The sequence below is a fragment of the Rhizobium sp. TRM96647 genome (assembly GCF_025780115.1).
In the GTDB taxonomy this organism is placed as follows: domain Bacteria; phylum Pseudomonadota; class Alphaproteobacteria; order Rhizobiales; family Rhizobiaceae; genus Mycoplana.
Genome location: NZ_JAOXHF010000012.1, coordinates 43,262 through 66,622 on the forward strand (window position 1 = coordinate 43,262; position 23,361 = coordinate 66,622).

At 65.4% G+C, this 23,361-nt stretch carries 23 protein-coding genes; 13 read left to right on the top strand and 10 right to left on the bottom strand.

Annotated features, from left to right (window positions below):
* The first annotated feature begins 73 nt into the window (after positions 1 to 73).
* Positions 74 to 706: a CatB-related O-acetyltransferase gene (locus tag OCK02_RS19705; protein WP_263814516.1), complete on the top strand. Its 633-nt coding sequence runs from the start codon at positions 74 to 76 to the stop codon at positions 704 to 706.
* 161 nt (positions 707 to 867) lie between these two features.
* Here the strand turns inward: OCK02_RS19705 and gmk are convergent, their stop codons facing one another.
* The 7 genes from gmk to fabD all read right to left on the bottom strand — a co-directional run bounded on the left by gmk (position 868) and on the right by fabD (position 7,704).
* Positions 868 to 1,533: a guanylate kinase gene (gene gmk / locus OCK02_RS19710; RefSeq protein ID WP_230803528.1), complete on the bottom strand. Its 666-nt coding sequence runs from the start codon at positions 1,531 to 1,533 to the stop codon at positions 868 to 870.
* 3 nt (positions 1,534 to 1,536) lie between these two features.
* Positions 1,537 to 2,424 carry a YicC/YloC family endoribonuclease gene (locus OCK02_RS19715; RefSeq protein WP_263814517.1) on the bottom strand — a complete coding sequence of 296 codons (888 nt, stop codon included), beginning with the start codon at positions 2,422 to 2,424 and terminating at the stop codon, positions 1,537 to 1,539.
* Between the two features lie 154 nt (positions 2,425 to 2,578).
* A complete protein-coding gene (gene mltG, locus OCK02_RS19720; RefSeq protein ID WP_230803526.1) occupies positions 2,579 to 3,763 on the bottom strand; it encodes an endolytic transglycosylase MltG in 1,185 nt (394 codons plus the stop codon).
* A 315-nt stretch (positions 3,764 to 4,078) separates the two neighbouring features.
* Positions 4,079 to 5,338 (bottom strand): beta-ketoacyl-ACP synthase II, encoded by a 1,260-nt coding sequence (gene fabF / locus OCK02_RS19725; RefSeq protein ID WP_263814518.1) that lies wholly within the window; start codon positions 5,336 to 5,338, stop codon positions 4,079 to 4,081.
* A 109-nt stretch (positions 5,339 to 5,447) separates the two neighbouring features.
* Positions 5,448 to 5,684 carry an acyl carrier protein gene (locus OCK02_RS19730; protein WP_097139127.1) on the bottom strand — a complete coding sequence of 79 codons (237 nt, stop codon included), beginning with the start codon at positions 5,682 to 5,684 and terminating at the stop codon, positions 5,448 to 5,450.
* A gap of 280 nt (positions 5,685 to 5,964) precedes the next feature.
* Positions 5,965 to 6,702: a 3-oxoacyl-[acyl-carrier-protein] reductase gene (fabG, locus tag OCK02_RS19735; protein ID WP_230803524.1), complete on the bottom strand. Its 738-nt coding sequence runs from the start codon at positions 6,700 to 6,702 to the stop codon at positions 5,965 to 5,967.
* A gap of 57 nt (positions 6,703 to 6,759) precedes the next feature.
* Positions 6,760 to 7,704, bottom strand: coding sequence for an ACP S-malonyltransferase (fabD, locus tag OCK02_RS19740; protein ID WP_263814519.1), 945 nt, complete (start codon positions 7,702 to 7,704; stop codon positions 6,760 to 6,762).
* 264 nt (positions 7,705 to 7,968) lie between these two features.
* Here fabD and OCK02_RS19745 point away from each other — a divergent pair, with 264 nt between their 5' ends.
* Complete coding sequence (locus tag OCK02_RS19745; RefSeq protein WP_263814520.1) at positions 7,969 to 9,012, top strand: aldo/keto reductase; 1,044 nt, start codon at positions 7,969 to 7,971, stop codon at positions 9,010 to 9,012.
* Between the two features lie 28 nt (positions 9,013 to 9,040).
* Here OCK02_RS19745 and OCK02_RS19750 read toward each other — a convergent pair whose 3' ends face one another.
* Complete coding sequence (locus OCK02_RS19750) at positions 9,041 to 10,711, bottom strand: peroxidase family protein (protein ID WP_263814521.1); 1,671 nt, start codon at positions 10,709 to 10,711, stop codon at positions 9,041 to 9,043.
* Between the two features lie 321 nt (positions 10,712 to 11,032).
* A complete protein-coding gene (locus OCK02_RS19755) occupies positions 11,033 to 11,353 on the bottom strand; it encodes a hypothetical protein (protein ID WP_263814522.1) in 321 nt (106 codons plus the stop codon).
* A 364-nt stretch (positions 11,354 to 11,717) separates the two neighbouring features.
* On the opposite strand from OCK02_RS19755, the gene rpsF reads away from it, so the two are divergent.
* From rpsF to OCK02_RS19790, 7 genes are all read left to right on the top strand, one after another.
* Positions 11,718 to 12,173: a 30S ribosomal protein S6 gene (gene rpsF / locus OCK02_RS19760; RefSeq protein WP_230803516.1), complete on the top strand. Its 456-nt coding sequence runs from the start codon at positions 11,718 to 11,720 to the stop codon at positions 12,171 to 12,173.
* Between the two features lie 24 nt (positions 12,174 to 12,197).
* Entirely contained in the window at positions 12,198 to 12,446 is a 249-nt protein-coding gene (rpsR, locus tag OCK02_RS19765; protein ID WP_230803514.1) for a 30S ribosomal protein S18, read from the top strand.
* Between the two features lie 234 nt (positions 12,447 to 12,680).
* The gene (locus OCK02_RS19770; RefSeq protein ID WP_230803513.1) at positions 12,681 to 13,658 is read left to right on the top strand and encodes a DUF2232 domain-containing protein; all 978 of its coding nucleotides are present in this window, start codon (positions 12,681 to 12,683) and stop codon (positions 13,656 to 13,658) included.
* A gap of 20 nt (positions 13,659 to 13,678) precedes the next feature.
* A complete protein-coding gene (gene rplI, locus OCK02_RS19775; RefSeq protein WP_230803511.1) occupies positions 13,679 to 14,257 on the top strand; it encodes a 50S ribosomal protein L9 in 579 nt (192 codons plus the stop codon).
* Positions 14,258 to 14,440: 183 nt separating this feature from the next.
* Positions 14,441 to 15,724: an SAM-dependent methyltransferase gene (locus OCK02_RS19780; protein ID WP_263814523.1), complete on the top strand. Its 1,284-nt coding sequence runs from the start codon at positions 14,441 to 14,443 to the stop codon at positions 15,722 to 15,724.
* Positions 15,725 to 16,050: 326 nt separating this feature from the next.
* Positions 16,051 to 17,553, top strand: a complete 1,503-nt coding sequence (locus OCK02_RS19785; RefSeq protein ID WP_263814524.1) for a replicative DNA helicase — start codon at positions 16,051 to 16,053, stop codon at positions 17,551 to 17,553.
* 238 nt (positions 17,554 to 17,791) lie between these two features.
* Positions 17,792 to 19,213, top strand: a complete 1,422-nt coding sequence (locus OCK02_RS19790) for a calcium-binding protein (RefSeq protein WP_263814525.1) — start codon at positions 17,792 to 17,794, stop codon at positions 19,211 to 19,213.
* Between the two features lie 31 nt (positions 19,214 to 19,244).
* Here OCK02_RS19790 and OCK02_RS19795 read toward each other — a convergent pair whose 3' ends face one another.
* A complete protein-coding gene (locus OCK02_RS19795; RefSeq protein WP_263814526.1) occupies positions 19,245 to 19,850 on the bottom strand; it encodes a hypothetical protein in 606 nt (201 codons plus the stop codon).
* Positions 19,851 to 20,022: 172 nt separating this feature from the next.
* On the opposite strand from OCK02_RS19795, the gene alr reads away from it, so the two are divergent.
* From alr to radA, 4 genes are read left to right on the top strand one after another with little or no spacing between them, the layout of a single operon-like run.
* Positions 20,023 to 21,201, top strand: coding sequence for an alanine racemase (alr, locus tag OCK02_RS19800; RefSeq protein WP_263814527.1), 1,179 nt, complete (start codon positions 20,023 to 20,025; stop codon positions 21,199 to 21,201).
* A 49-nt stretch (positions 21,202 to 21,250) separates the two neighbouring features.
* Entirely contained in the window at positions 21,251 to 21,517 is a 267-nt protein-coding gene (locus OCK02_RS19805) for a type II toxin-antitoxin system ParD family antitoxin (protein ID WP_230803501.1), read from the top strand.
* On the top strand, positions 21,514 to 21,828 hold the full coding sequence (locus tag OCK02_RS19810) for a type II toxin-antitoxin system RelE/ParE family toxin (protein ID WP_230803500.1): 315 nt from the start codon (positions 21,514 to 21,516) through the stop codon (positions 21,826 to 21,828). Before OCK02_RS19805 ends, OCK02_RS19810 begins: the two co-directional genes overlap by 4 nt.
* Positions 21,828 to 23,231, top strand: a complete 1,404-nt coding sequence (radA, locus tag OCK02_RS19815; protein ID WP_263814528.1) for a DNA repair protein RadA — start codon at positions 21,828 to 21,830, stop codon at positions 23,229 to 23,231. Before OCK02_RS19810 ends, radA begins: the two co-directional genes overlap by 1 nt.
* Positions 23,232 to 23,361 lie beyond the last annotated feature (130 nt).

The following is a 23,361-nucleotide window of genomic DNA, read 5'->3' on the forward strand; positions in this document are numbered from 1 at the left end:
TGGATTCTCTTGCTCCCGAGGGGCTAGCCTCGGTCTTCCGACTGTGCCGGCCTTGTTCTGAACGGTGATTTTGATGCCTCTTCTCGATGCGAATGCAACGCACCCGATCACCCTGCCGGACGGAACGCTCTATCGCGACACTGTCTATCTCAAGAACGTTATCAGCCACCCGCGCATGGAGATCGGTGAGTACAGCTATTTCACCCACTCAGGCAAGCCGGAAGACACTGCCGAAATACTCGCGCCCTATCTCGGTCACAGCGTCCGCGAGCGGTTGATCATCGGCAAGTTTGTCCAGATCGCCAGGGGAAGCTATTTCATCACAAGTTCCGCCAATCATCCGATGACGGGCTTTACCACCTATCCATTCCGCATCTTCAAGCCCGAGACCTTCGGCTACAAGGACCTGCCGGTCAAAGATACGGTGGTCGGGCACGACGTCTGGATTGGCCATAACGCAGCGATCATGCCGGGCGTGCAGATCGGTTCAGGCGCGATCGTCGCTGCCGGGTCAGTCGTCGCCCGCGACGTTCCACCTTACGCAGTGGTCGGAGGGAATCCGGCTACGGTCATTCGGATGCGCCACCCCGCCGAGACCATCAGCGCGCTTCTCGATATTGCCTGGTGGCATTGGCCCCTCGATAAAATCGAAGCGAACCTGGCCATCCTTGAAGAGGGCGACCTCGCGGCACTCAGGATCGTTTGAAAATCAGGCAATGCGGCCGGCAATCGCCCCTCGAGTCTGTCAGCTTCATACTGAAGCAGTCAGGCTCTCGCTTTCTTTGTTATCGTTTGTCTTTTCGGGAAAACCGGATTCCACTTTTCCCTGACAAACTCTAAAGTGTCGTTTCGCTACCGATCTCATCCTCAAAGCGCCGGCTTCTCGGTCAAGAGTTTCGAGACGAAGTCGAACATGCCGTGGCGGCGGTCGCGGCGCAGGCGCTCGGCCTTGACGATGCTCTGCACGGCGTCGAAGGCGGCCGTCAGGTCGTCGTTGAGAATGACGTAGTCGTATTCGTGCCAGTGTTCGATCTCGGCGCGGGAATTGGCGAGCCGCGTCGCGATCACCTCTTCGGTGTCCTCGGCGCGGCGGTGCAGGCGGGACTGCAGCTCGGTCATCGACGGCGGCAGGATGAAGATCGAGACGACGTCGGCCGCCATCTTCTCCTGCAACTGCTGCGCGCCCTGCCAGTCGATGTCGAACAGCATGTCGCGACCGGCGGCCATCGCCTCCTCGACCGGCTTGCGCGGGGTGCCGTAGAAATTGCCGTGCACCTCGGCCCATTCCAGAAGCGCGTCGGAATCGCGCAGCATGTCGAATTCGCCCCGGTCGATGAAATGATAGTGATGGCCGGCGATCTCGCTCGGGCGGCGCTGCCGGGTGGTGACGCTGACCGACAGGCTGATCCCCGCGTCGCGTTCCAGAAGGTTGCGGGCGATCGTCGACTTGCCGGCGCCCGAGGGCGAGGAAATCACCAGCATCAGCCCGCGCCGGGCAATCTGGATCGGTTGGGACTTCTGCGGCGCGGTCATGGCCTACTCCAAATTCTGTATCTGTTCGCGGAACTGGTCGATCACGACCTTGAGTTCGATGCCAGCGGCCGTGACGGCGGCGGCGTTGGACTTGGAGCAGATGGTATTCGCTTCCCGGTTAAATTCCTGTGCAAGGAAGTCCAGCTTTCTTCCGACCGGGTGGTCGGCCGCCAGCAGCTCGCCCGCGGCGCGGACATGGGCGCCCAGCCGGTCGATCTCCTCGCGCAGGTCTGCCTTGGTGGCGAGCAGCACGGCCTCCTGGTAGAGCCGGTCGCGGTCGAGGCCGCCATTGCCCTGCATCAGCATCTGGACCTGCTGGGCAAGCCGCCCGGCGATCGCCTCGACGCCGCGGCTGTCGTCGGCCTCGATGAGGGCAGCCAGCTCGGCGATCCGGCCGACCTGCGCGGAAAGCACCTGCTGCAGTGCTCCGCCCTCGCCCTGCCGCATGGCGAGCAGGCGCTCGACGGCGGCATCGAGGCCCGCGGCGATGTCGGCATCGCGGCGCGCACGCTCGTCCTCACTCTCCTCGGCCTCGCGGAAATCGACCACGCCGCGCACCGAAAGCAGCGTGTCCAGCCGCAGCGGCGCGGGGTCGACGATGCCGGCAAGCTGCTCGCGCAGCGACAGGATCGCCGAGAGCGCCCCCTGGTTGACCACCGGCTGCACCTGCGGCTCGGCGATCGAGACGGAAAGGCCGATCTGCATGTTGCCGCGGGTGAAGACGGCCGCCGCCTTCTGCCGCACGGCCGGCTCGGAGTGCTCGAAACCCTGCGGCAGGCGGATGCGCAGGTCGAGCCCCTTGCCGTTGACCGAGCGCAACTCCCAGGCCCAGCGGCAACGGCCGCTCGTCCCCTCGCTTCGCGCGAACCCGGTCATGGATTGCAAAGGCATGGCGATCTCCGCTCGAGCTGGATGCGGCGCCTGCGGAATCAGCCGCAGCGCGCTCCCTATTCTTATAGCTCTTTCCGGGAGGAAAAGCGTGGGGTCCGTCGATAACACACAGCCGATGCGGCGGGCGGGGACGGACGCGCCGCCCCCGGCATCGTCACTGGCTGGTCGCCTGTCCGGCGTCCTGCGCCTCCTTGGCGGCCTCGGCGGCCTTCTCGGCCTCCAGCTTGCGCCACCGTCGGACATTGGCGTTGTGGTCGTCGAGCGTTTCGGCGAAGGCGTGGCCGCCGGTGCCGTCGGCGACGAAGTAGAGGTCGTCGGTCCTGGATGGATTGGCCACCGCCTCGAGTGCGGCGCGCCCCGGATTTGCGATCGGCGTCGGCGGAAGGCCCCTGATCACGTAGGTATTGTAGGGCGTCTGCTTTTCGATGTCGGACTGCAGGATCGGCCGGTCGGCCGGTTTGCCGTCGCCGCCGAAGATCCCGTAGATGATCGTCGGGTCGGACTGCAGGCGCATGTTCTTTTCGAGGCGGTTGATGAACACCGAGGCGACGCGCGGGCGCTCGTCCGCCCTGCCCGTCTCCTTCTCGACGATCGAGGCGAGCGTCACCAGTTCGGCCTCGGTCGCGATCGGCAGGCCGTCGTCGCGCCGATCCCAGATCTGCGCCACCAGCGCCTTCTGGGCGCCCAGCATCTGCTGGAGGATGTCGGCGCGCTTGGTGCCGCGGGAGAACTTGTAGGTGTCGGGCATCAGCGAGCCCTCGGCCGGAAGCTCGGCGGGAAGATCGCCCTCCAGAACCGGATCGTCCGACAGACGCTGGAACACCTGCTTGACCGTCAGGCCTTCGGGAACCGAGACGCTGTAGAGGATGGACTTGCCCGACTTCAGCAGTTCCAGCACGTCGTGCATCGAGGCGTTGGCGCGGATCTCGTATTCGCCGGCCTTCAGCACCTCGTCCTGCAGGTAGATGCGGCTCATGCCGCGGAAGACGCGGCTGTCGGTGATGACGTTGTTGCGCTCGAGGCTGGCGGCGATCTCGTTGAGGCCGGCGCCGTTGCGGACGATGAAGTTGGTGTTGGTCTCCAGCGGACCGGGCCTCTCGTAGGTGTCGAGCGCGTAATAGAAGATTCCGGCCGCGGCCACCGTGACCAGCACGATGACGGTCATGACGAAATTCAGGAAGATGACCAGCTGACTGCGCGCCTTGCGCGAGCGGCGCGGCGGGTGCGGGACCTGCTCGGGACGCAGCACCTCGTTTGCCGATTTCGGGATGATCGGCCCCTTGCTGGCATTGTCGCCGCGACCGAAGGTCATGTCGCTGGAATCGTTATTGTCGCTCACGGACACTCCTCGAAAGATCTGGCCATGTTGGTCCGCTCCTCCCTGCCCGCGCGCACCCCGCGACAGTCGGGCGGAGAAGAATCATGCGCAGATGTTTATTGTAGCTGCGCCCCGATGACCCCACACGAACGCGTGATCCACTAGGGCAGACCAATACGGCAAAAACAGGAACGGAACCCGCCCCGGGCGGGATCCGCAGTCGTCGTCGGTGTTGCCTAGGGCGCGGCGAGCGCGTCGCCGTCACCGGAATTCGCCCGGCATCCCCTGACCGAACGGCCCAACGCCGCGGCCTATTCGCCGCGGCGCGGAGAGGGATCAGGCATAGCGGCGCAGGACCAGCGAAGCGTTGGTGCCGCCGAAGCCGAAGGAATTGGAGAGTGCCACGTTGATCTCGCGCTTGCGCGCCTTGTGCGGCACGAGGTCGATGGCCGTCTCGACCTCCGGATTGTCGAGGTTGAGCGTCGGCGGCGCGACGTTGTCGCGGATCGCGAGCGCCGAGAAGATCGCCTCCACCGCGCCGGCCGCGCCGAGAAGGTGGCCGATCGCCGACTTCGTCGACGACATCGACAGCCTGGCAGCATGGTTTCCGACCAGCCGCTCGACCGCGCCGAGCTCGATCGTGTCGGCCATCGTCGAGGTGCCGTGGGCATTGACATAGTCGAGGTCGGCGGGGGTCAGGCCGGCGCGCTTCAGCGCCATCTGCATGCAGCGATAGGCGCCGTCGCCGTCCTCGGAAGGAGCGGTGATGTGGTAGGCGTCGCCGGAGAGGCCGTAGCCGACCACCTCGGCATAGATCTTGGCGCCGCGGGCCTTGGCGTGCTCGAGTTCCTCGAGGACGACGATGCCCGCACCCTCGCCCATGACGAAACCGTCGCGGTCGCGGTCATAGGGGCGCGAGGCCCTGGTCGGCTCGTCGTTGTACTGCGTCGACAGCGCCTTGCAGGCGGAGAAGCCGGCCAGCGCCATGCGCGATATCGGCGATTCGGTGCCGCCGGCGACCATGACGTCGGCATCGCCGAGCGCGATCAGGCGCGAAGCGTCGCCGATCGCATGCGCGCCGGTCGAACAGGCCGTGACGACGGAATGATTGGGGCCGCGCAGCTTGTGGCGGATCGAAACCTGGCCGGAGGCGAGGTTGATCAGGCGGCCGGGAATGAAGAAGGGAGAGACGCGGCGGGGGCCCTTGTCGCGCAGGATGTAGCCCGCCTCGACGATGCCCTCGAGGCCACCGATGCCCGAACCGATCAGGACGCCGGTGGCGATCTGCTCCTCGTCGGTCTTCGGATGCCAGCCGGCATCCTCGAGCGCCATGTCGGCGGCAGCGACCGCATAGACGATGAAGGGATCGACCTTGCGCTGCTCCTTCGGCTCCAACCACTGGTCGGCGCTGTAGGTGCCGTCCGTGCCGTCGCCGGTCGGAATGTAGCACGCGATCCGTGCGGGAAGATCCTCGAACTCGAAGCCGCTCACCTGACGGGCGCCGCTCTCGCCGGCGAGAAGGCGGGACCAGGTCACTTCGGTACCACAGCCCAAAGGAGATACCATGCCGGTACCTGTGATAACGACACGTCTCATCGTCGGTGATCCACCCTATGTCTTTTCTTGGACCGAGGCGACGCACACAGGTGCTGGCCGCAAGCGGGGTCGCGGCCGGCCGTTTACACGGCCCGCCGGAAAAACATGATCAGGCCTGTGCCTTCTCGATGAACTTGACGGCGTCGCCGACCGTCAGGATCGAGTCTGCCGCATCGTCGGGAATCTCGACGCCGAATTCTTCCTCGAAGGCCATGACCAGTTCGACGGTGTCGAGCGAGTCCGCGCCGAGATCATCGATGAAGCTCGCGCCTTCGCTGACCTTGTCGGCGTCAACGCCCAGATGATCGATCACAATTTTCTTTACGCGTTCTGCGATATCGCTCATGTCGGAAATCCTCGACCTTTGTTTTCTTCGGCGCCGTTCACGGCGCCGGGGCACTCAACCAAGCCCGGAATGAAAGTGATCCCGGGCAATTCTTTTTCAACCGTAGATGCCCTCGGGCGCCGCCAAAGAGCGCCGCAAAAAGCCTGCATACCCCGGTCGACTGCTGACAGTCATGGCCCGATTAACACGGTTTAAGTCTGCCGCAAAGTCCGAAAATCGCCGCGCAAGCCGCGGTCAACATGCTATTTTCATGCGACAACGCGGTCTTTTCGCGACCGGGTCAGATCATCGCCATGCCGCCGTTGACGTGCAGGGTCTGGCCGGTCATGTAACCCGCTTCCGAGGAGGCGAGATAGACCACGGCCGAGGAGACCTCCGCACCGGTGCCCATGCGCTTCATCGGGATCGCCCCCATGATCGCTTCCTTCTGCTTGTCGTTGAGCTTGCCGGTCATGGCGCTCTCGATGAAACCGGGCGCGACGCAGTTGACGGTGACGTTGCGGGTGGCGATCTCCTGGGCGAGCGACTTGGAGAAGCCGATCATGCCGGCCTTGGAGGCGCAGTAGTTCGCCTGGCCCGGATTGCCGGTGACGCCGACGACGGAGGTGATGTTGATGATGCGGCCGTAGCGGCGACGCATCATCGGATGGGTCAGTTCGCGCGTCAGGCGGAAGACGGAGGTCAGGTTCACTTCCAGAACCGCGTCCCAGTCCTCGTCGCTCATGCGCACGAACAGGCCGTCCCTGGTGATGCCGGCATTGTTGACGAGGATATCGACGCCGCCGAGTTCGGCCTCGGCCTTCTCGCCCAGCGCCTTGACCTCGGCGCGGTCGGCGAGGTTGGCGGGGAAGACGTGCACGCGCTCGCCGAGCTCATTCGCCAGTGCTTCAAGCTTCTCGACGCGCGTGCCGTGCAGGCCGACGATCGCGCCCTGCGCATGCAGCGAGCGGGCGATTTCCTCGCCTATACCGCCGGATGCGCCGGTTACCAGTGCCTTGCGGCCAGAAAGATCAAACATGGTTGTCGTCCGTTTTCCTTGGGATGCGCGGGACCCTTGGGCCCGCTGTCCCGGGTGTCAGCCGCAGAGGGTCTGCAGCAGGTTCTCGATGTCGGTCGCCGTGTTGACGGCGTAGCCGGTGACGGATTTGTCGATGCGACGCGCAAGCCCCGTCAGCACCTTGCCAGAGCCGACCTCGTAAAGCGAGGTCACGTCGTTGCCGGCGAACCATTCCACCGTCTCGCGCCAGCGCACCTGGCCGGTGACCTGCTCGACGAGCAGCCGGGCGATCTCCTTGGGATCGGTGACGGGCTGGACGGAGACATTGGCGACGACGGGGACGACCGGCTCGCGGATCGCCACGGCTGCCAGCGCCTCGCGCATCGCTTCGGCGGCCGGCGCCATCAGCGCGGAATGGAAGGGCGCGGAGACCGGCAGCATCAGCGCACGCTTGGCGCCCTTCTCGGTGGCGGTCCGCGCCGCAAGCTCGACTGCGGGCTTGGCGCCGGAGATCACCAGCTGGCCGCCGCCGTTGTCGTTGGCGATCTGGCAGGAGCCGTGCACCAGCGAAGCGTCGCAGATCGCCTGCACCTCGTCATGCTCGAGGCCGATGATGGCGGCCATGGCGCCTTCGCCGACGGGGACGGCCGCCTGCATGGCGTTGCCGCGGATGCGCAGCAGCCGGGCCGTGTCGGCGATGGTGAAGGCGCCGGCGGCACAGAGGGCGGAATACTCGCCGAGCGAATGGCCGGCGACGTAGGAGACCGTGTCGCGCAGGATCAGGCCGCGGGCCTCAAGCACCCGGACGATCGCCATGGAGACGGCCATCAGCGCCGGCTGGGCGTTTGCCGTCAGCGTGAGTTCGGCCTCGGGGCCCTCGAACATGGTCGCAGACAGCTTCTCCCCGAGGGCGTCGTCCACCTCGGCGAAGACGGCAGCCGCTTCCGCATAGGTGTCCGCCAGTTCCTTGCCCATGCCGACAGCCTGGCTGCCCTGGCCAGGGAAGGTGAAAGCGATGGTCATTGGGCTTCTCCCGTCGTTGTTTTCCCCTCCATTCACGGAATGCGGCAGCGAGTCAAGATTTGCGCGCGTGCCGGACGGGGAACGACCTGCCGGTATTCAGGGACAATGCGGCGCATCATCTGCGCCCGATCGGCGATCATCCCGCCTCCGACTTGAAATTGCACGCCCAGCGTTTACCTTCTGGCGCGGCGCAGGCCTGCGCCGTCCTTCCAATTCCGCCGCGCAAGCCCAAGGGCGCGCCGCCCACGCACAGAAATTCCGCTCATGAAATACAATCTTCTCGGCCGGACCGGCATCAAGGTCTCCGAAATCTGCCTCGGCACGATGACCTGGGGCTCGCAGAACAGCGAGGCCGAGGCGCATCTGCAGCTCGACTTTGCCCTCGACGCCGGCGTCAACTTCATCGACACCGCCGAACTCTATCCAACCACGCCGGTCTCGCCCGAGACCTATGGCGCGACGGAGCGCTTCATCGGGTCCTGGCTCGCCGCGCGCGGAAACCGCGACAAGGTGGTGCTCGCCTCCAAGGTCGCCGGTCCCGGGCGTTCCTATATTCGCGGCGGCGGCCCGATGACGCGGGCGGCGATCCTCGAGGCGGTCGAGGGCAGCCTGGAGCGGCTGCGCACGGACTACCTCGACCTCTACCAGTTGCACTGGCCGAACCGCGGCCATTACCATTTCCGCCATTCCTGGGCCTACGACCCGTCGAACCAGGACCCCGCCCGGACCGGCGCGGAACTGGCGGAAATCCTGGAGACGCTCGGCGAACTGCACAAGGCGGGCAAGATCCGCGCCGTCGGGCTCTCCAACGAGACCGCCTGGGGAACGATGCAGTTCCTCAAGCTCTCCGACACGCTCGGCCTGCCGCGCATGGCTTCGATCCAGAACGAGTACAACCTGCTCTACCGCAGCTTCGACCTCGACCTCGCCGAGCTGGCCCATCACGAGGATGTCGGGCTCCTGGCCTATTCGCCGCTGGCCGCCGGCCTGCTGACGGGCAAGTATCTCGGCGGCGCGCGTCCGGACGGATCACGGCTGACCATCAACGGAGACCTCGGCGGCCGCTACCAGCCCCACCAGGAGCCGGCGGTCGCAGCCTATGCGGCGCTTGCGCGCGAACACGGCCTCGACCTGTCGCAGCTTGCGCTCGCCTTCTGCCTGACCCGCCCGTTCATGGCCTCCGTCATCATCGGCGCGACGACGATGGAGCAGTTGAAGATCGATATCGCAGCGGCGGACGTCGCGCTCTCCGCAGACGTGCTGGACGGCATCGCCCGGATCCACAGGCAGTATCCGGCTCCGATCTGAGCCCTCTCCTGCCCGTGACCGATTTGCGCTAACCGGCGGCCGCCAGTGCCGCCGGAACCACGGTGATGTCGCCGAAGGGCGTGCCGTCGATCGGAAGCCGCGACAGCCTGACGATCGCAGGCAGGCCCCATTCGCTGTTGCCGTCCATCTCGTTGTCGGCGTCGATCGCGGGCTCTGCCGGATCCTCGCCGAAATCGATCGCCGTGCCGTCCTCCTTTCTTCCCGTCAGCAGGGGATCGCGATGCGGCCGCCATGTCGGCTGCTGGTTCAGCCAGGACAGCGGATCGCCCTTCAGGATTCCGGCAAAGGTGGCCGCGACGACGATCGAGCCGACCGGGCCGAGCCTGCCGCCCCCTTGCGCCTCCGCTTCCTTCAGCACGTAGTACCACAACGTCTTCGGCTCATCTTGCGCAAGTGCTACGGGGGGAAGCCCGAACAGCCGGGCGACATCGTCGCCGGCCGGCAGCTTCATCCGCACGCCGCGGACCAGATTTCTCGCCGCCAGCACATTCAGGAGCTTCTTCGGGTTGCCGGGGGCGTCCGGGTCCTCGTGCAGGTGCAGCAGGGCATTGGCGAGCTTCGTGTCGATCTTCCGGGCGCGCTGCGGGAACGGACCGCCGGAGGTCGTGAAGTTCAGGAACCAGTCCCACTGCAGCACCCGGACGAGATCGAACGGCATACCGCCCCTGAGACTCGACCTGCCGTGATCGTCGAAGATCGGAAAGAAGACGCGGAAACCCGCCACATGCGTGTTGCTGTTGGTCTGATAGGCGTTGCGGACCATCGAGTGGCCGAAGCGATAGGCCGCGACGGAGAACTCGACCGGCATGAACGGATCCTGCTTCCAGTCGTAGACGTCGTCCTTGTAGCCCATCTCCCAGAGCACGCGGCCGTCGGGCTGGATCCTCTCCTCCAGCGCCGTCGCATGGACGAGGGGATCGGCGATGCGACGGACGAAGTCTTTCCAGACGATCCACTGGTAGAGCCAGCGGAGCGTCTTTCGCGCCGCCTCGAAACGCTCGGCAACGGTGGCGCCCGGCATGGCGCGGGTGGCCCGGTCGAAAAGCCGGTTGTGGGCCAGCATGAAGGCCAGGTGAAACTGGGCGACGATGACGTTCTCGTCGTTGCGGGGATCGCCGATCAGCGCCCGGTTCTCCGCATTCCGCGGAAGGTCGGACAAGGTGCGCGGGACGTTGGCAAAGCCGTTCGGTGCGGCGGCGAAGGTGCCAGGATCGAACAGGGCAACGAGGAATTTTCCCGTGAACGCGCCTTTGGCATCGTGCGCGTAGAGGTGCGGCTGGGCGGCCGGTCCCTGGCCGTAGAGACAGTCCAGATCGAGGCGGGGCGTGCGGAAATTGTGCAGCCGGTTGGGATCGACCTCGGCGGAACTGAGCGGTGTCGCGTCCAGCGTCATGTCGTGATCGACGAACTGGCCGAAATAGACATAGCCGGAGGGGATGTCGGAATCGAAGGGCTCGACCACGTTCGGGTCGGCTTCGGCGGCGAGGACGGAGGGCGACTGGCCGGGAAACTCCACCATGCTCTCCGAGGCGAACTTCAGGAAATGCTCCTCGAGCCTGTGTTCCGGCACGCCGATCGGGTACCAGGGGGCGAGATCTGGAAAGAGCCGGCCGAAACCGCCCTGATAGGATCGCGAGCGGGGTGCGTTGACTTCAAAATTCTTGCTGCCATGGTCCATGTCGAAGCCTCCTGGTTCTGAAGATCGGGACAGCCATTCTATTTATTAGTGTATTTGTTATTTTCACAACCATGATGTGCCTGTGACGGCCGGTTGGCAATCGACCGTCACATCAGGCAAAAGGCTTAGGAGGGTTAGGCGGTGGAGGGCCGGCTCCGGAACACCGGGCGGAACGTCCTTCCATCGATGACCGGGAATTGGCGGCAGCGTCATACGGATACGACAAAGCCCGCCACGAGGGCGGGCTTTGCGCATTGCGGACTGTTTTACGCTGAACGTGGTCCGCGACGGCAGGAGAGGCCCCCGCCGTGTGCAACGACCTTACTGGCCGGTTGCCGGGGCAGCCGGATCGACGGGCTGCGGGGCCGGGTCAGCGGCGCCATCGGTCGGGGCTGCTGCCGGCGGGGTTGCCGGAGCCGGCTCCTGCGTGCCGATCGACGAGGTATTGGCGTTCGGATCCACGCTGTCGCCGGTGCCGCTGCCCATGAAGTAGAAGGCGCCGACAGCGACCAGTACGGCCACGATCGCCGCTACGGCCCAGCCGCCGGCTCCGCTTCCGCCCGTGCTCGTATTGACCACGGTGGTGCGGTCCTCCGGCGGGCGGGTCTCGTGAACGGGTCGGTTCTCAACAGGATCTTGCATGTTTCCGCGCTCCTTTTTGGTTGCGTCGGGGAGAACAACGCAGCTTCCGGCATGTTGTTCCCGCCCGGATTCCGCATCCGCCGACGGCCCTCCGGTTTCCGGCCGCCTCTGCCCCTTGCCTTCTGCGGAAAAATCCGTATAAGCGCGCTGTTCAATACACCCGGTCTTCTCGGCTGGTGGCTGGACGGAGGGCCGTTTCCCGAAAGGGCGACGACAGGAACGGAAGCGTTCCGGCCTCCCGTGTCTCCGCTCTCGACCGTATAGATGAAACGCTTTTCTTGCACGGCCTTCCGGCCAAAGATCAGTCGTTGAGGCTTGGCGCCGGTTTCCGGGTGTGGATCAAACGCAAGAAAGGCAAAGCCACATGGCTCTCTACGAACATGTATTCCTGGCCCGCCAGGACGTGTCCGCCCAGCAGGTCGACGCTCTCGTCGAACAGTACAAGGGCGTGATCGAAGCAAACGGCGGCAAGGTCGGCCGGGTCGAGAACTGGGGCCTGAAGTCCCTCACCTACCGCATCAAGAAGAACCGCAAGGCGCACTACGCGCTGATGGACATCGACGCGCCGGCTGCTGCCGTCCAGGAGATGGAACGCCAGATGCGCATCAACGAAGACGTCCTGCGCTACATGACCATCGCCGTCGAAGCCCACGAAGAAGGCCCGTCCGCGATGATGCAGAAGCGCGACCGCGACGACCGCCCGCGCCGTGACGGCGACGACCGCGGCCCGCGCCGCGACTTCGGCGACCGCGGCCCGCGCCGCGACTTCGGCGACCGTCCGCCCCGTGGCGACCGCCCCCCGCGCGAAGACCGCGCGTAACCGAAGCCGAAGGAGACAACGACAATGGCTGATATTTCTTCCGCTCCGGCACGCCGCCCGTTCCACCGCCGCCGCAAGACCTGCCCTTTCTCCGGTGCCAACGCACCGCGGATCGACTACAAGGACGTGCGCCTGCTCTCGCGCTACATTTCCGAGCGCGGCAAGATCGTTCCGTCCCGCATCACGGCCGTTTCCCAGAAGAAGCAGCGCGAACTCGCCCAGGCGATCAAGCGCGCCCGCTTCCTGGGCCTGCTGCCCTACATCGTAGCCTAATCTGGCGGACCCTGCGTGCCGGCCCCGGCCGGCATGCAGAGCACTTCGAGGGAAGGCGGACGCCGCCTTCCCTCCTCCCTTCCGCGTTGGGCGCGGATCGGACATCACCGGCGGGAGCAGCCACAGGCCGCGCCCGGCCAAAATCCCATGTTGGGGAGCCGTTCCTGAAGCAAACCGGCCTCAAGGCGTTTGGCAGGAAACTCCTCTAACTGTCGAAAACGACAGGACAGCGCTGTGCAGAACCTGAACTGGACCTCGATCGCGACCGGGCTTGTCGCCGGTGTGACCGCCGCTCTGCTTTCGCTGAGCGCGAACGTCCAGTCGATTCTTTCGATCGTCCTGTTCGCGGGCTCCGCACTGCCGATCCTCATTGCCGGTCTCGGCTGGGGCAATGCCAGCGCGCTGATCGCCGTCATCGCCGGCGGCTGCGTCGCAGCCGCGCTCGCGTCCTCGCATTTCGCGCTCCTGATCGTCATCATCACGCTGATCCCGGCCGGCTGGCTCAGCAACCTTGCCAATCTCGCCCGCCCGGCCTCCGAGATCGGCGGCCCGAAGGATGCGCTCGCCTGGTATCCGATGTCGAACATCCTGACGCACCTGGCGATCATGGTGACACTCGGCATGATCGCGGTCGGAACGATCATCGGCTACAGCGGCGAACTCGCAAGCCAGATGGTCGAGGTGATGCTGGCGGCGCTCAAGGAGCAGGAGCCGCTCTACAATCCCGACGCCGCCACGATCGCCCAGATGAAGGCGATCTTCGGCATGGCGCTGCCGCTGGTGCAGGGCGCGCTGTGGGTGCTGCTTTTGTTTGCCGCCTTCTACATCGCGTCTGCCATCGTGCGCCTGTCCGGCAAGGGACTGCGGCCGCGCGAGGACATGCCGATGGCCGTGCGCATGCACCGCAACGCCGTCTTCGTCTTCCTCGGCGGACTGATCCTGTGCTTCCTCGGCGGGCTGCCGGCCATCATCGGCGCGCTGATCTGCGGCACGTTCGGCGCCGGCTTCGTGCTCTCCGGCTTCGCCATCCTGCACTACCGCACGCGCGGCAAGCCCTGGCGGCTGGCGGCCCTCTGGCTCGCCTACGCATCGGTGCTGCTGTTCGCGCTGCCGGTGCTCGTCGTCCTCGTTCTCGGCCTGACGGATACGCGGCGCACCATCGCGCTGACCCCGGCAGGCCCCAAGCCTGAAACGAAATCCAACAAACCCTGAATGCAAAGAAAGGAACCAACATGGAAGTGATCCTCCTCGAACGTATCTCCAAGCTCGGCCAGATGGGCGAGACGGTTAAGGTCCGCGACGGCTTCGCCCGTAACTACCTGCTGCCGCTCGGCAAGGCACTGCGCGCCAACGAAGCCAACAAGAAGCGCTTCGAAGCCGAGCGCGCGACGCTGGAAGCCCGCAACCTCGAGCGCAAGTCGGAAGCCCAGACGGTTGCCGACAAGCTCGACGGCAAGTCCTTCGTCATCGTCCGCTCCGCCGGCGAAACCGGCCAGCTCTACGGTTCGGTCGCCGCCCGCGACATCATCGACGCGCTGGCTGCCGAAGGCTTCAACGTCGGCCGCAACCAGGTTGAGCTGAACACGCCGATCAAGGCGATCGGCCTGCACAAGGTCGTCCTGCACCTGCATGCCGAAGTCGAGATCTCGGTCCAGGTCAACGTCGCCCGTTCGGCCGACGAAGCAGAGCGCCAGGCCAAGGGCGAGACCCTGACCTCGGCGGACGCCATCTACGGCGTCGACGAGGACGCCCTGAAGCCGGAAGACTTCTTCGATCCGGAAGCCGACGGCGAGGAAGAAGAGCAGGCCTGAGGCCGGCGCCGGCGGCGGAATTTCCGACCGCGCGGAACACAACTCAAACGTACAAAAACCCGGGTTGAAATCCGGGTTTTTTTGTTATTTGTTATTGTAATCAGACTGGAAAGGCGGTCGGGCCGCTCCCAGGCCGGTTTCCGACCAGACCCGCTCCGCCGCAGCCTGCGATGGAGTCCGCTGATGAAATACGTTCTTTCCGCGACGATCTCGCGCCTGGTACAACGTGGCAATCTGAAACTGACATTTCCCGACGGCACGACGACGGAGGCCGGCGACCGCACCGGCAAGCCGGTCCACGTGCGGCTCAACAGCAAGCGCGCCGTGCGGGGGCTCATCTTCGACCCGGCCTACTATCTCGGCCACTATTACGGCACCGGCGATATCGACCTCGTCGAAGGCGACATGTACGACCTTCTGGAGACGGTGTTCACCGGCAATCCCGACTTCAAATATTACGACGGCCGCTGGAACCGGCTTCTGGAGCGGATGCGCTATCCCCTGCGCTGGCTTCGGGAGAAGAACACCATCCGGCGCTCGCGCGACAACGTCCAGCATCACTACGACCTCACCGGCGCGCTCTACGACCTGTTCCTGGACGAGGACAAGCAATATTCCTGCGCCTATTTCGAGACGCCGGAACAGAGCCTCGACGATGCGCAACTGGCCAAGAAGCGGCACATCGCCGCCAAGCTGACGATGCGACGGCCGGGGCTTTCGGTCCTCGACATCGGCAGCGGCTGGGGCGGCATGGCGCTCTACCTCGCGCGCAATCTCGGCGCGCGCGTTACCGGCGTCACCCTGTCGGACGAGCAGTTCGCGGTATCGCGCGAGCGCGCCAGGACCACCGGCCTCGACGACGAGGTGCGGTTCCTGCTGGAAGACTACCGCAACGTCCCCGATACCTACGACCGCATCGTCTCGGTCGGCATGTTCGAGCATGTCGGGCGGCCGAACTACCTGACCTTCTTCCGCAAGGCCGGCTCGCTTCTGCGGCGGGACGGCGTCATGCTGCTGCACACGATCGGCCGGACGGACGCACCGACGACCAACAACCCGTTCATCGAGAAGTACATCTTCCCCGGCGGCTACATCCCGGCCCTGTCGGAGGTGATGCGGGCGGTAGAGAAATCGGGGCTTGCGATCACCGACATCGAGATCCTGCGGCTGCACTATGCCGAGACGCTGCGGCACTGGCGGCTTCGCTTCATGGCGCGGCGCGACGAGGCGAAGGCCCTCTACGACGAATGCTTCTGCCGGATCTGGGAGTTCTATCTGGCAGCCTCCGAGAGCGCGTTCCGCTGGCAGAACCTGGTGGTGTTCCAGTTGCAGCTCGCCCACGACCAGCAGGCCGTGCCGCTCACCCGCGACTACATCGAGCATGGCGAAGGCTGCCTGAAGGCCCGGGAGGGTGACGGCAAGGCGCGCGGCGGCGCACGCCGTTTCCCGCAGGAAGCCTCCCTCTGACGGCGGCCCGGCGTGCGGCCGGCGCGCTCCTTTCGAAGGACCGGGCGACCGCAGCCGGGTGCAGCCAGCCGGCTGTTCTCGCGCCGGCCGAATCGCTCCGCGGCGGCGTCAAGTGCCCTTCCCCGTTTCGGCCCGATCCGGGCCGTTTAAATCCGCACTGTGGACTTTGCGCACGGGCGCCGTTGTGGAAAGGTCGAAGACTGTGTCCAAGACTGATTCGCCTGGCCGGTGAAACGCATTGCGGCAAAGTCGGCGCTTGACCCCCGCTCTGCCCCGGTTGAAAGCAATGGCTTCATCGCAGACGGGATTCGGGAGAAACGGGCCACATGAACGACGCCGTGCGAAAGCTTGCCAATCCGGGCCGCGACGATCTCGGGGTGCACCACCGCGAGGCGCCGAGCAACATCGAGGCCGAGCAGGCGCTCTTGGGCGCGATCCTGGTCAACAACGACGCCTATTATCGCGTCTCCGATTTCCTCAAGCCGATCCATTTCCAGGAACCGCTTCACCGCAAGATCTTCGAGCTTGCCGGCGACACGATCCGCATGGGCAAGATCGCAACGACGATCACGCTGAAGACGCACCTTCCGGCCGACGGCCGTGTCGGCGACCTGACGATCCCGCAATACCTCGCCCGGCTTGCGGCCGAGGCGGTGACCATCATCAACGCCGAGGACTACGGCCGCGCCATCTACGACCTGGCGCTGCGGCGTTCGCTGATCACCATCGGCGAGGACATGGTCAACATCGCCTACGACGCGCCGCTGGACATGCCTCCGCAGAGCCAGATCGAGGACGCGGAGCGACGGCTGTTCGAGCTGGCCGAGACCGGCCGCTACGACGGCGGCTTCCAGTCGTTCAACGACGCGGTTGCGCTTGCGATCGACATGGCGGGAGCCGCCTTCGAGCGCGACGGCTCGCTGTCGGGCATCTCGACCGGCATCCATTCGCTCGACGCCCGCATGGGCGGCCTGCAGCGTTCGGACCTGATCGTGCTCGCCGGCCGCCCGGGCATGGGCAAGACGTCGCTCGCAACGAACATCGCCTACAACATCGCCGCGGCCTACGAGCAGGAGGTGCAGGCCGACGGGTCGTACAAGGCCAAGAACGGTGGCGTCGTCGGCTTCTACTCGCTGGAAATGTCGTCGGAGCAGCTCGCCACCCGTATCATCTCCGAGCAGACGGAAGTCTCCTCGTCGAAGATCCGCCGCGGCGATATCTCCGAGGCCGACTTCGAAAAGCTCGTCGCCTGCTCGCAGATGATGCAGAAGGTGCCGCTGTTCATCGACCAGACCGGCGGTATCTCGATCGCCCAGCTTTCCGCCCGCGCCCGCCGCCTCAAGCGCCAGCGCGGCCTCGATTGCCTGGTGGTGGACTATATCCAGCTGATGACGGGCTCGGGCAAGTCGAGCGACAACCGCGTGCAGGAAATCACCCAGATCACCACCGGCCTGAAGGCGCTCGGCAAGGAGCTGAACGTGCCGATCATCGCGCTCTCCCAGCTTTCCCGTCAGGTGGAAAGCCGCGAGGACAAGCGGCCGCAGCTCTCCGACCTGCGCGAATCGGGCTCGATCGAGCAGGACGCCGACGTGGTGCTGTTCGTGTTCCGCGAGGAATACTACGTCAAAAACCTCGAGCCGCGCGACGAGTTCGACCCGAAATACGAAGAATGGAAGATGCAGTTCGAGAAGGTGAAGGGCACGGCCGACGTGATCATCGCCAAGCAGCGCCACGGGCCGACCGGCACCGTGAAGCTCGCCTTCCAGTCCGAATTCACCCGCTTCGCCGACCTCGCCGACCCGTCGTTCTCGCAATACGAGGAACACTGAGCGGCGCCTCGCCGCCCATGAGGCCGGACCGGGGTTCGGCCTTCAAGCGCCTGCGGTCGAACGCCCGCCTTCATTCCAAACCGTGACGATTCCGGCCTCGCGACTTGGCGCATGACGCGTGTCGACGTCCCGCCTTTCGCACCAACAGTACGCCACACGCGCACCGAGCCGAGCCGCGCTGCATCGCGTCCGGTCGGGACAAGCATAGTTTCCCTTCGAACAATTTTCCCACTTGTTGTTGATCTGCAATCTCGCCCTCGTATTATGCGAGTCACCTGGATATTTTTATCCGGGGAATTTGATTGCTGGGGAATGGGGAAATCAAATGACGACACTGACTTCGAATATTAGTGTGACGCTGAACGGATCTACGCCGTTCAAAGTGGGCGTCGATCCGTATAACTGGAGCAAGAACTGGCTTCTCTACGTCGATACGTGGGTCGAAGACTCTCTTCCTGTGCGCACTGCAACATATACACTCGAAGGCTCCGGCTGGAACATCGATATGTTTCGTTTCACCGGTCAGGTGAAGGCCGTGATCAAGGACAACACCGACGGTACTGGCGGTTCGGTCGGTTTTCTCGCCCTGGGTGCCCTGAACGGCGCCGGATCGAGCGTCGCGACCTTCAATAGAACCTATGTCGACATCGTGAAGGGCAGCGGAAACGCCGAAACCCTGACGCTTGGTGCGGCCGGCGCAGGGCAGATCGAGCTTGGCGGCGGCAACGACAGCGTCAAGACGGGCACCGGCTACGTCGACTACATCTCCGTCGGGCATGGCGCCAACAAGGTCACAATCGGCTCCGGCGGCGCGGGCGTCGTGCGCGCCGGGGAGGACCGCGACATCATCAAGATCGGGAGCGGCGCAGAGATCGACAGCATCGATGCCGGTCGCGGAAACGACAGCATCACGACCTCCTCGGGCTGGATCGGAACCATCTCCGGCGGCCGGGGCAAGGACACGATCTCGCTCGGTTCCGGCGGCGCCGACGCCGTGTTCGGCGGCCGCGATGCCGACACCGTCACACTGCGCAAGCTCGCCGAGGCGGATCAGTTCGTGATCGTCGACGGCGGGTCCGGCGTATCGACCGGAGCAGACCGGAACTCCGATACCCTGGTCATGTCGTCGTTCACGCGAAAGCTCGACATCGACCTCGGCATCAGCGATGTCGTCGACACCGGCAACGGGATCTTCCTGGTTCGCAATTTCGAGCATGTCTCCGGCGGCAGCAAGAACGACGTGCTGACCGGCAACTCGGCCAGCAACACCCTTCGGGGCAATGGTGGCAACGACACGATCACCGGCATGAAAGGCGCAGACGCCCTGTATGGCGGCAAGGGCCGTGACGTTTTCGTGTTCGAATCGATTTCCGACTCCAAGCCGGGTTCCAGCGGTCGCGATACGATCTTCGATTTCAGCAAGTCACAGCGGGACAAGCTCGATCTGAGCGCAATCGACGCCAATACGAAGAAGTCCGGCGATCAGGCCTTCGAATTCGTGGGGTCGAAGAAGTTCTCGGGCGATCCGGGAGAACTGCGTGTCAGCAAGTCGAAATCCGACACCTATGTCTATGCCGACGTGAACGGCGACAAGAAGGCGGATTTCGGCATTCACCTCGACGATGCCCTGTCGCTGTCGAAGGGGGATTTCATCCTGTAGCGCTCAGGTGCCGAGTGCGCGCAGGACCGCCCTATCGCCGCAGGGCGTCGATGTCACAGGTCCGGGTCAGCAGCGCGACGGCGCTCTGGACCCGGGCCACCTGGGCATCGTCCATCATCGAGATGTCGAGCCGGTCGTGGCAGGTGCTCAGGGGGGTGCCGGCCTCGTCGGCGAGCGAGAGCCTGCTCGTGCATTGCAGGTGGCTGCCCCGGAGCACGAGCTGTCGCGCATGCGGGTCGCCGGGGCGAAGCGGGTTCTTCCCGGCAATCAGGTCGTCGATCGATCCATAGGCGACGGCGCTGTCGACCCGCTTCAGGTCCATCATCGTCAGCGACAGCACCGCCCATTCGCCGGGCGTCTGGAGTGCGGAGGTGGTGCGCACGCGGCATTCGTTGCCGCTCACCTCCAGCCGGGTGACGAGACGCGGCGCGTTTGGGTTGTCGAGGTTCGAGCGATAGATGTCGGTGCGGCCGTCGCGGACAGGCGCCTCGCCGTCGAGATCGAGGCCGAGCAGGGTCGCGTAGGCATCGCGCAGTTCCAGCGGCGGGTCCGGCGTCTCCTGTGCACAGACCGGCCGGACGAGCGACGCCGCGGCGAGAACGAGCGCCAGCGAGGCGGTGGCGATACGTCTTGGCATGCTTGCTGTTCAACCTCCCGATGTCTCAACCGCAGAACCCGGATTGCACGCAAAACGGAGGCATGCCTGACAAAATCGCCTCAGAATTGTCCTTGCGCGCAAAGCTCTAGCGGAATTTCGCACGGACGCAATCCTGTTGCTGCCGGAAGCCGGAGACTGTATTCCAGAAAATATGACGAACAACGGTTTTCCCTTCTCCACCCCGGTCTCGTCGGACGATCTTCCCGGCGAGGAACCGGCCCGTGTCACTGTCGACCTCGGAGCGCTCGCCGACAACTGGCGTCTCATGGCGCGAAAATCAGGGAAGGCCCGCACCGCCGCCGTGCTCAAGGCCAATGCCTATGGAACCGGGCTGGAGCCCGCGGCGCGCACCCTCTACCAGGCCGGCGCGCGCGACTTCTTCGTGGCGACCCCGCAGGAAGGTGCCGCCCTTCGTCCCACCGTTCCCGACGGCCGGATCTACGTCCTCTCCGGCATGTGGGCCGGCTCGGAGCGGATGTTCTTCAGCCATGACCTCGTGCCCGTCATCGCATCGAGCGAACAGCTTGCCGTGTTCATGGCGGCAATTTCGGAACATGGCGACCATCCGTGCGTCCTGCAGGTCGACACCGGCATGAACCGCCTCGGGCTGACGGTCGCCGAGGCCACGGCCCTTGCCCATGATCCGGCACGCCCGGCAAGCTTTTCGCCGGTGCTGATCATGAGCCATCTCGCCTGCGGCGACGAGCCCCTGCATCCGATGAACCGCATGCAGCTCGACCGCTTCCGCGCTGCGGCGAGCGCCTTCGAGGGGGTTGAGGCGAGCCTTGCCAATTCCGCCGGCGTCTTTCTCGGGGCGGATTTCCACTTCGACATGACCCGCCCGGGCATCTCCGTCTATGGCGGGGCGGCGGTCAACGGCGAGCCGAACCCGATGAAGCCTGTGGTGAAGGCCGAGGCGCGGGTCCTGCAGGTACGCGAGGCGAAGATCGGCGAGGGCGTCGGCTACGGGGCTTCGGCCCTCCTTTCCCGCGACAGCCGGATCGCGGTGGCGGCGATCGGCTATGCCGACGGCTACCTGCGCAGCCTCTCCGGCGCCGGCGTGCCGCTGCGCCAGGCGGTCGTCTCCGGCGCGAAGGGCTATCTGCACGGCCACCATGTGCCGCTGATCGGCCGCGTCACCATGGACCTCACCCATTTCGACGTGACCGACCTGCCGGCCGGAACGGTGCGCGCCGGCGACTTCATCGAGTTGTTCGGCCCGCACATGCCGATCGAGGTCGTCTCGCGCGCCGGCGGCACGATCGACTACGTGCTCCTGACCAGCCTCGGTCCGCGCTACCGCCGGGACTATATCGAGGCTACGCGGTAGGAATTGTTCTCCCTGCGTGATAGGATCGCCGCAAATCGCGGAGGTCGGCATGTCGAACGCAAAGAAGTCCATCGTGGTCGGCGACCATTTCGAAGCCTTCATCGACGAGCAGGTCAGTTCGGGGCGCTACAACAACGCCAGCGAAGTCGTGCGCGCGGGCCTGCGCCTGCTGGAACGGGACGAACTGCAACTGAACGAGTTGCGGCGGCTGATCGAGGAGGGTGACCAGCAGATCGCGAACGGCGAGTATGTCGAGTTTTCGACCGATGACGACCTGACCGCCTATATCGTCGCCCGCGCGAAGTCCGCAAAGTGATCGAGGCCCGGCACTACCGCCTGTCGCCTGCGGCGATCGAGGATCTTATCGGCATATTCGACTTCATCGCTCAGGATAATCCTGACGCCGCCCTGCGCTTCGTCCGCGCGATCGAGGCCAAGATCAAATCGGCCGCGGCAGCAGGCTACACCGGCGTTGCCCGAGACTGGCTGGCTCCCGGATTGAGAGCCCTTCCCTACCGCGACCGATGCATCTATCTGCGGGTGTACGACACCCGAATCGTCGTCATCCGCATCCTCCACGGCCGGCAGGACCTGTCGCCGGACGATTTCACCGAAAGCGAGACCTGATGGCCAAGGCCCGGACCCAATTCGTCTGCCAGAGCTGCGGCACCGTCCATGCGCGCTGGGTCGGCAAGTGCGACGCCTGCGGCGAGTGGAACACCGTCGTCGAGGAAGACCCGATGGGCGGCATCGGCGGCGGGCCGGGCAAGACGCCGAAGAAGGGCCGCGTGGTGGCGCTGACCACGCTTTCGGGCGAGATCGAGGAAGCGCCGCGGGTTTCGACCGGCATCGGCGAACTCGACCGGGTCACCGGCGGCGGCTTCGTGCGCGGCTCGGCGGTGCTCGTCGGCGGCGATCCGGGGATCGGCAAGTCGACCGTGCTGATGCAGGCCGCCGCCGCCCTTTCGCGCAAGGGCCAGCGCGTCATCTACGTCTCCGGCGAGGAGGCGGTGGCACAGATCAGGCTGCGCGCCCAGCGCCTGGGTGCCGCCGAGACCGACGTGCTGCTCGCCGCCGAAACGAACGTCGAGGACATCCTCGCCACGCTCGCCGACGGCAAGCGGCCGGACCTTGCCATCATCGATTCGATCCAGACGCTGTGGAGCGACATCGTCGAATCCGCGCCCGGCACCGTCACCCAGGTGCGCACCGGCGCGCAGGCGATGATCCGCTTTGCCAAGCAGACGGGCGCTGCCGTCGTGCTCGTCGGCCACGTCACCAAGGAGGGCCAGATCGCCGGCCCCCGCGTCGTCGAGCACATGGTCGACGCCGTGCTCTATTTCGAGGGCGACCGCGGTCATCACTATCGCATCCTGCGCACCGTCAAGAACCGCTTCGGGCCGACCGACGAGATCGGCGTGTTCGAGATGTCGGACAAGGGCCTGCGCGAGGTCGCCAACCCGTCCGAACTCTTTCTCGGCGAGCGCAACGAGAAGTCGCCGGGTGCTGCGGTCTTCGCCGGCATGGAGGGCACCCGCCCCGTGCTGGTGGAAGTGCAGGCGCTGGTGGCGCCGACGTCGCTCGGCACCGCGCGCCGCGCCGTCGTCGGCTGGGATTCGGCCAGGCTGTCGATGATCCTTGCAGTGCTGGAGGCCCATTGCGGCGTCCGTCTCGGCCAGCACGACGTCTATCTCAACATCGCCGGCGGCTTCCGCATCTCCGAACCCGCCGCCGATCTCGCCGTCGCAGCCGCGCTCGTTTCGTCGCTGGCCGGCCTTGCCCTGCCTGCCGATTGCGTCTATTTCGGCGAAGTCAGCCTGTCGGGCGCCGTCCGGCCGGTCTCGCACACCGCCCAGCGCCTCAAGGAGGCGGAAAAGCTGGGCTTTTCGCAAGCGGTCCTGCCCACGGGCTCGGCCGAACTGCCGAAGGGCAACGGCGGGCGCTGGCAGGAGATCGACAGCCTGCCGGACCTGGTGGCCCGGATCGCCGGCTCGAAGGGCGCGCTGATGCGCGGCGAGACCGGGGATTGACGGGACGGGAACGAGGGGACGACGACACGACAGGCCGCCGGCCGGCGGGCTGCCGTGAAATTGGCAAAGCTTTGTGGAAACAGTTCGTTGCCGATGAACCGAATTGAGACGCCGCTAACGCGATCGGCTA

What these genes read in the sequence shown, in the direction of transcription:
- OCK02_RS19705 (WP_263814516.1), top strand. Translation starts at nt 74, where the DNA reads ATGCCTCTTCTCGATGCGAATGCAACGCACCCGATCACCCTGCCGGAC.
- gmk (WP_230803528.1), bottom strand. Translation starts at nt 1,533, where the DNA reads ATGACCGCGCCGCAGAAGTCCCAACCGATCCAGATTGCCCGGCGCGGG.
- OCK02_RS19715 (WP_263814517.1), bottom strand. Translation starts at nt 2,424, where the DNA reads ATGCCTTTGCAATCCATGACCGGGTTCGCGCGAAGCGAGGGGACGAGC.
- fabF (WP_263814518.1), bottom strand. Translation starts at nt 5,338, where the DNA reads ATGAGACGTGTCGTTATCACAGGTACCGGCATGGTATCTCCTTTGGGC.
- OCK02_RS19730 (WP_097139127.1), bottom strand. Translation starts at nt 5,684, where the DNA reads ATGAGCGATATCGCAGAACGCGTAAAGAAAATTGTGATCGATCATCTG.
- fabG (WP_230803524.1), bottom strand. Translation starts at nt 6,702, where the DNA reads ATGTTTGATCTTTCTGGCCGCAAGGCACTGGTAACCGGCGCATCCGGC.
- fabD (WP_263814519.1), bottom strand. Translation starts at nt 7,704, where the DNA reads ATGACCATCGCTTTCACCTTCCCTGGCCAGGGCAGCCAGGCTGTCGGC.
- OCK02_RS19745 (WP_263814520.1), top strand. Translation starts at nt 7,969, where the DNA reads ATGAAATACAATCTTCTCGGCCGGACCGGCATCAAGGTCTCCGAAATC.
- OCK02_RS19750 (WP_263814521.1), bottom strand. Translation starts at nt 10,711, where the DNA reads ATGGACCATGGCAGCAAGAATTTTGAAGTCAACGCACCCCGCTCGCGA.
- OCK02_RS19755 (WP_263814522.1), bottom strand. Translation starts at nt 11,353, where the DNA reads ATGCAAGATCCTGTTGAGAACCGACCCGTTCACGAGACCCGCCCGCCG.
- rpsF (WP_230803516.1), top strand. Translation starts at nt 11,718, where the DNA reads ATGGCTCTCTACGAACATGTATTCCTGGCCCGCCAGGACGTGTCCGCC.
- rpsR (WP_230803514.1), top strand. Translation starts at nt 12,198, where the DNA reads ATGGCTGATATTTCTTCCGCTCCGGCACGCCGCCCGTTCCACCGCCGC.
- rplI (WP_230803511.1), top strand. Translation starts at nt 13,679, where the DNA reads ATGGAAGTGATCCTCCTCGAACGTATCTCCAAGCTCGGCCAGATGGGC.
- OCK02_RS19780 (WP_263814523.1), top strand. Translation starts at nt 14,441, where the DNA reads ATGAAATACGTTCTTTCCGCGACGATCTCGCGCCTGGTACAACGTGGC.
- OCK02_RS19785 (WP_263814524.1), top strand. Translation starts at nt 16,051, where the DNA reads ATGAACGACGCCGTGCGAAAGCTTGCCAATCCGGGCCGCGACGATCTC.
- OCK02_RS19795 (WP_263814526.1), bottom strand. Translation starts at nt 19,850, where the DNA reads ATGCCAAGACGTATCGCCACCGCCTCGCTGGCGCTCGTTCTCGCCGCG.
- alr (WP_263814527.1), top strand. Translation starts at nt 20,023, where the DNA reads ATGACGAACAACGGTTTTCCCTTCTCCACCCCGGTCTCGTCGGACGAT.
- OCK02_RS19805 (WP_230803501.1), top strand. Translation starts at nt 21,251, where the DNA reads ATGTCGAACGCAAAGAAGTCCATCGTGGTCGGCGACCATTTCGAAGCC.
- radA (WP_263814528.1), top strand. Translation starts at nt 21,828, where the DNA reads ATGGCCAAGGCCCGGACCCAATTCGTCTGCCAGAGCTGCGGCACCGTC.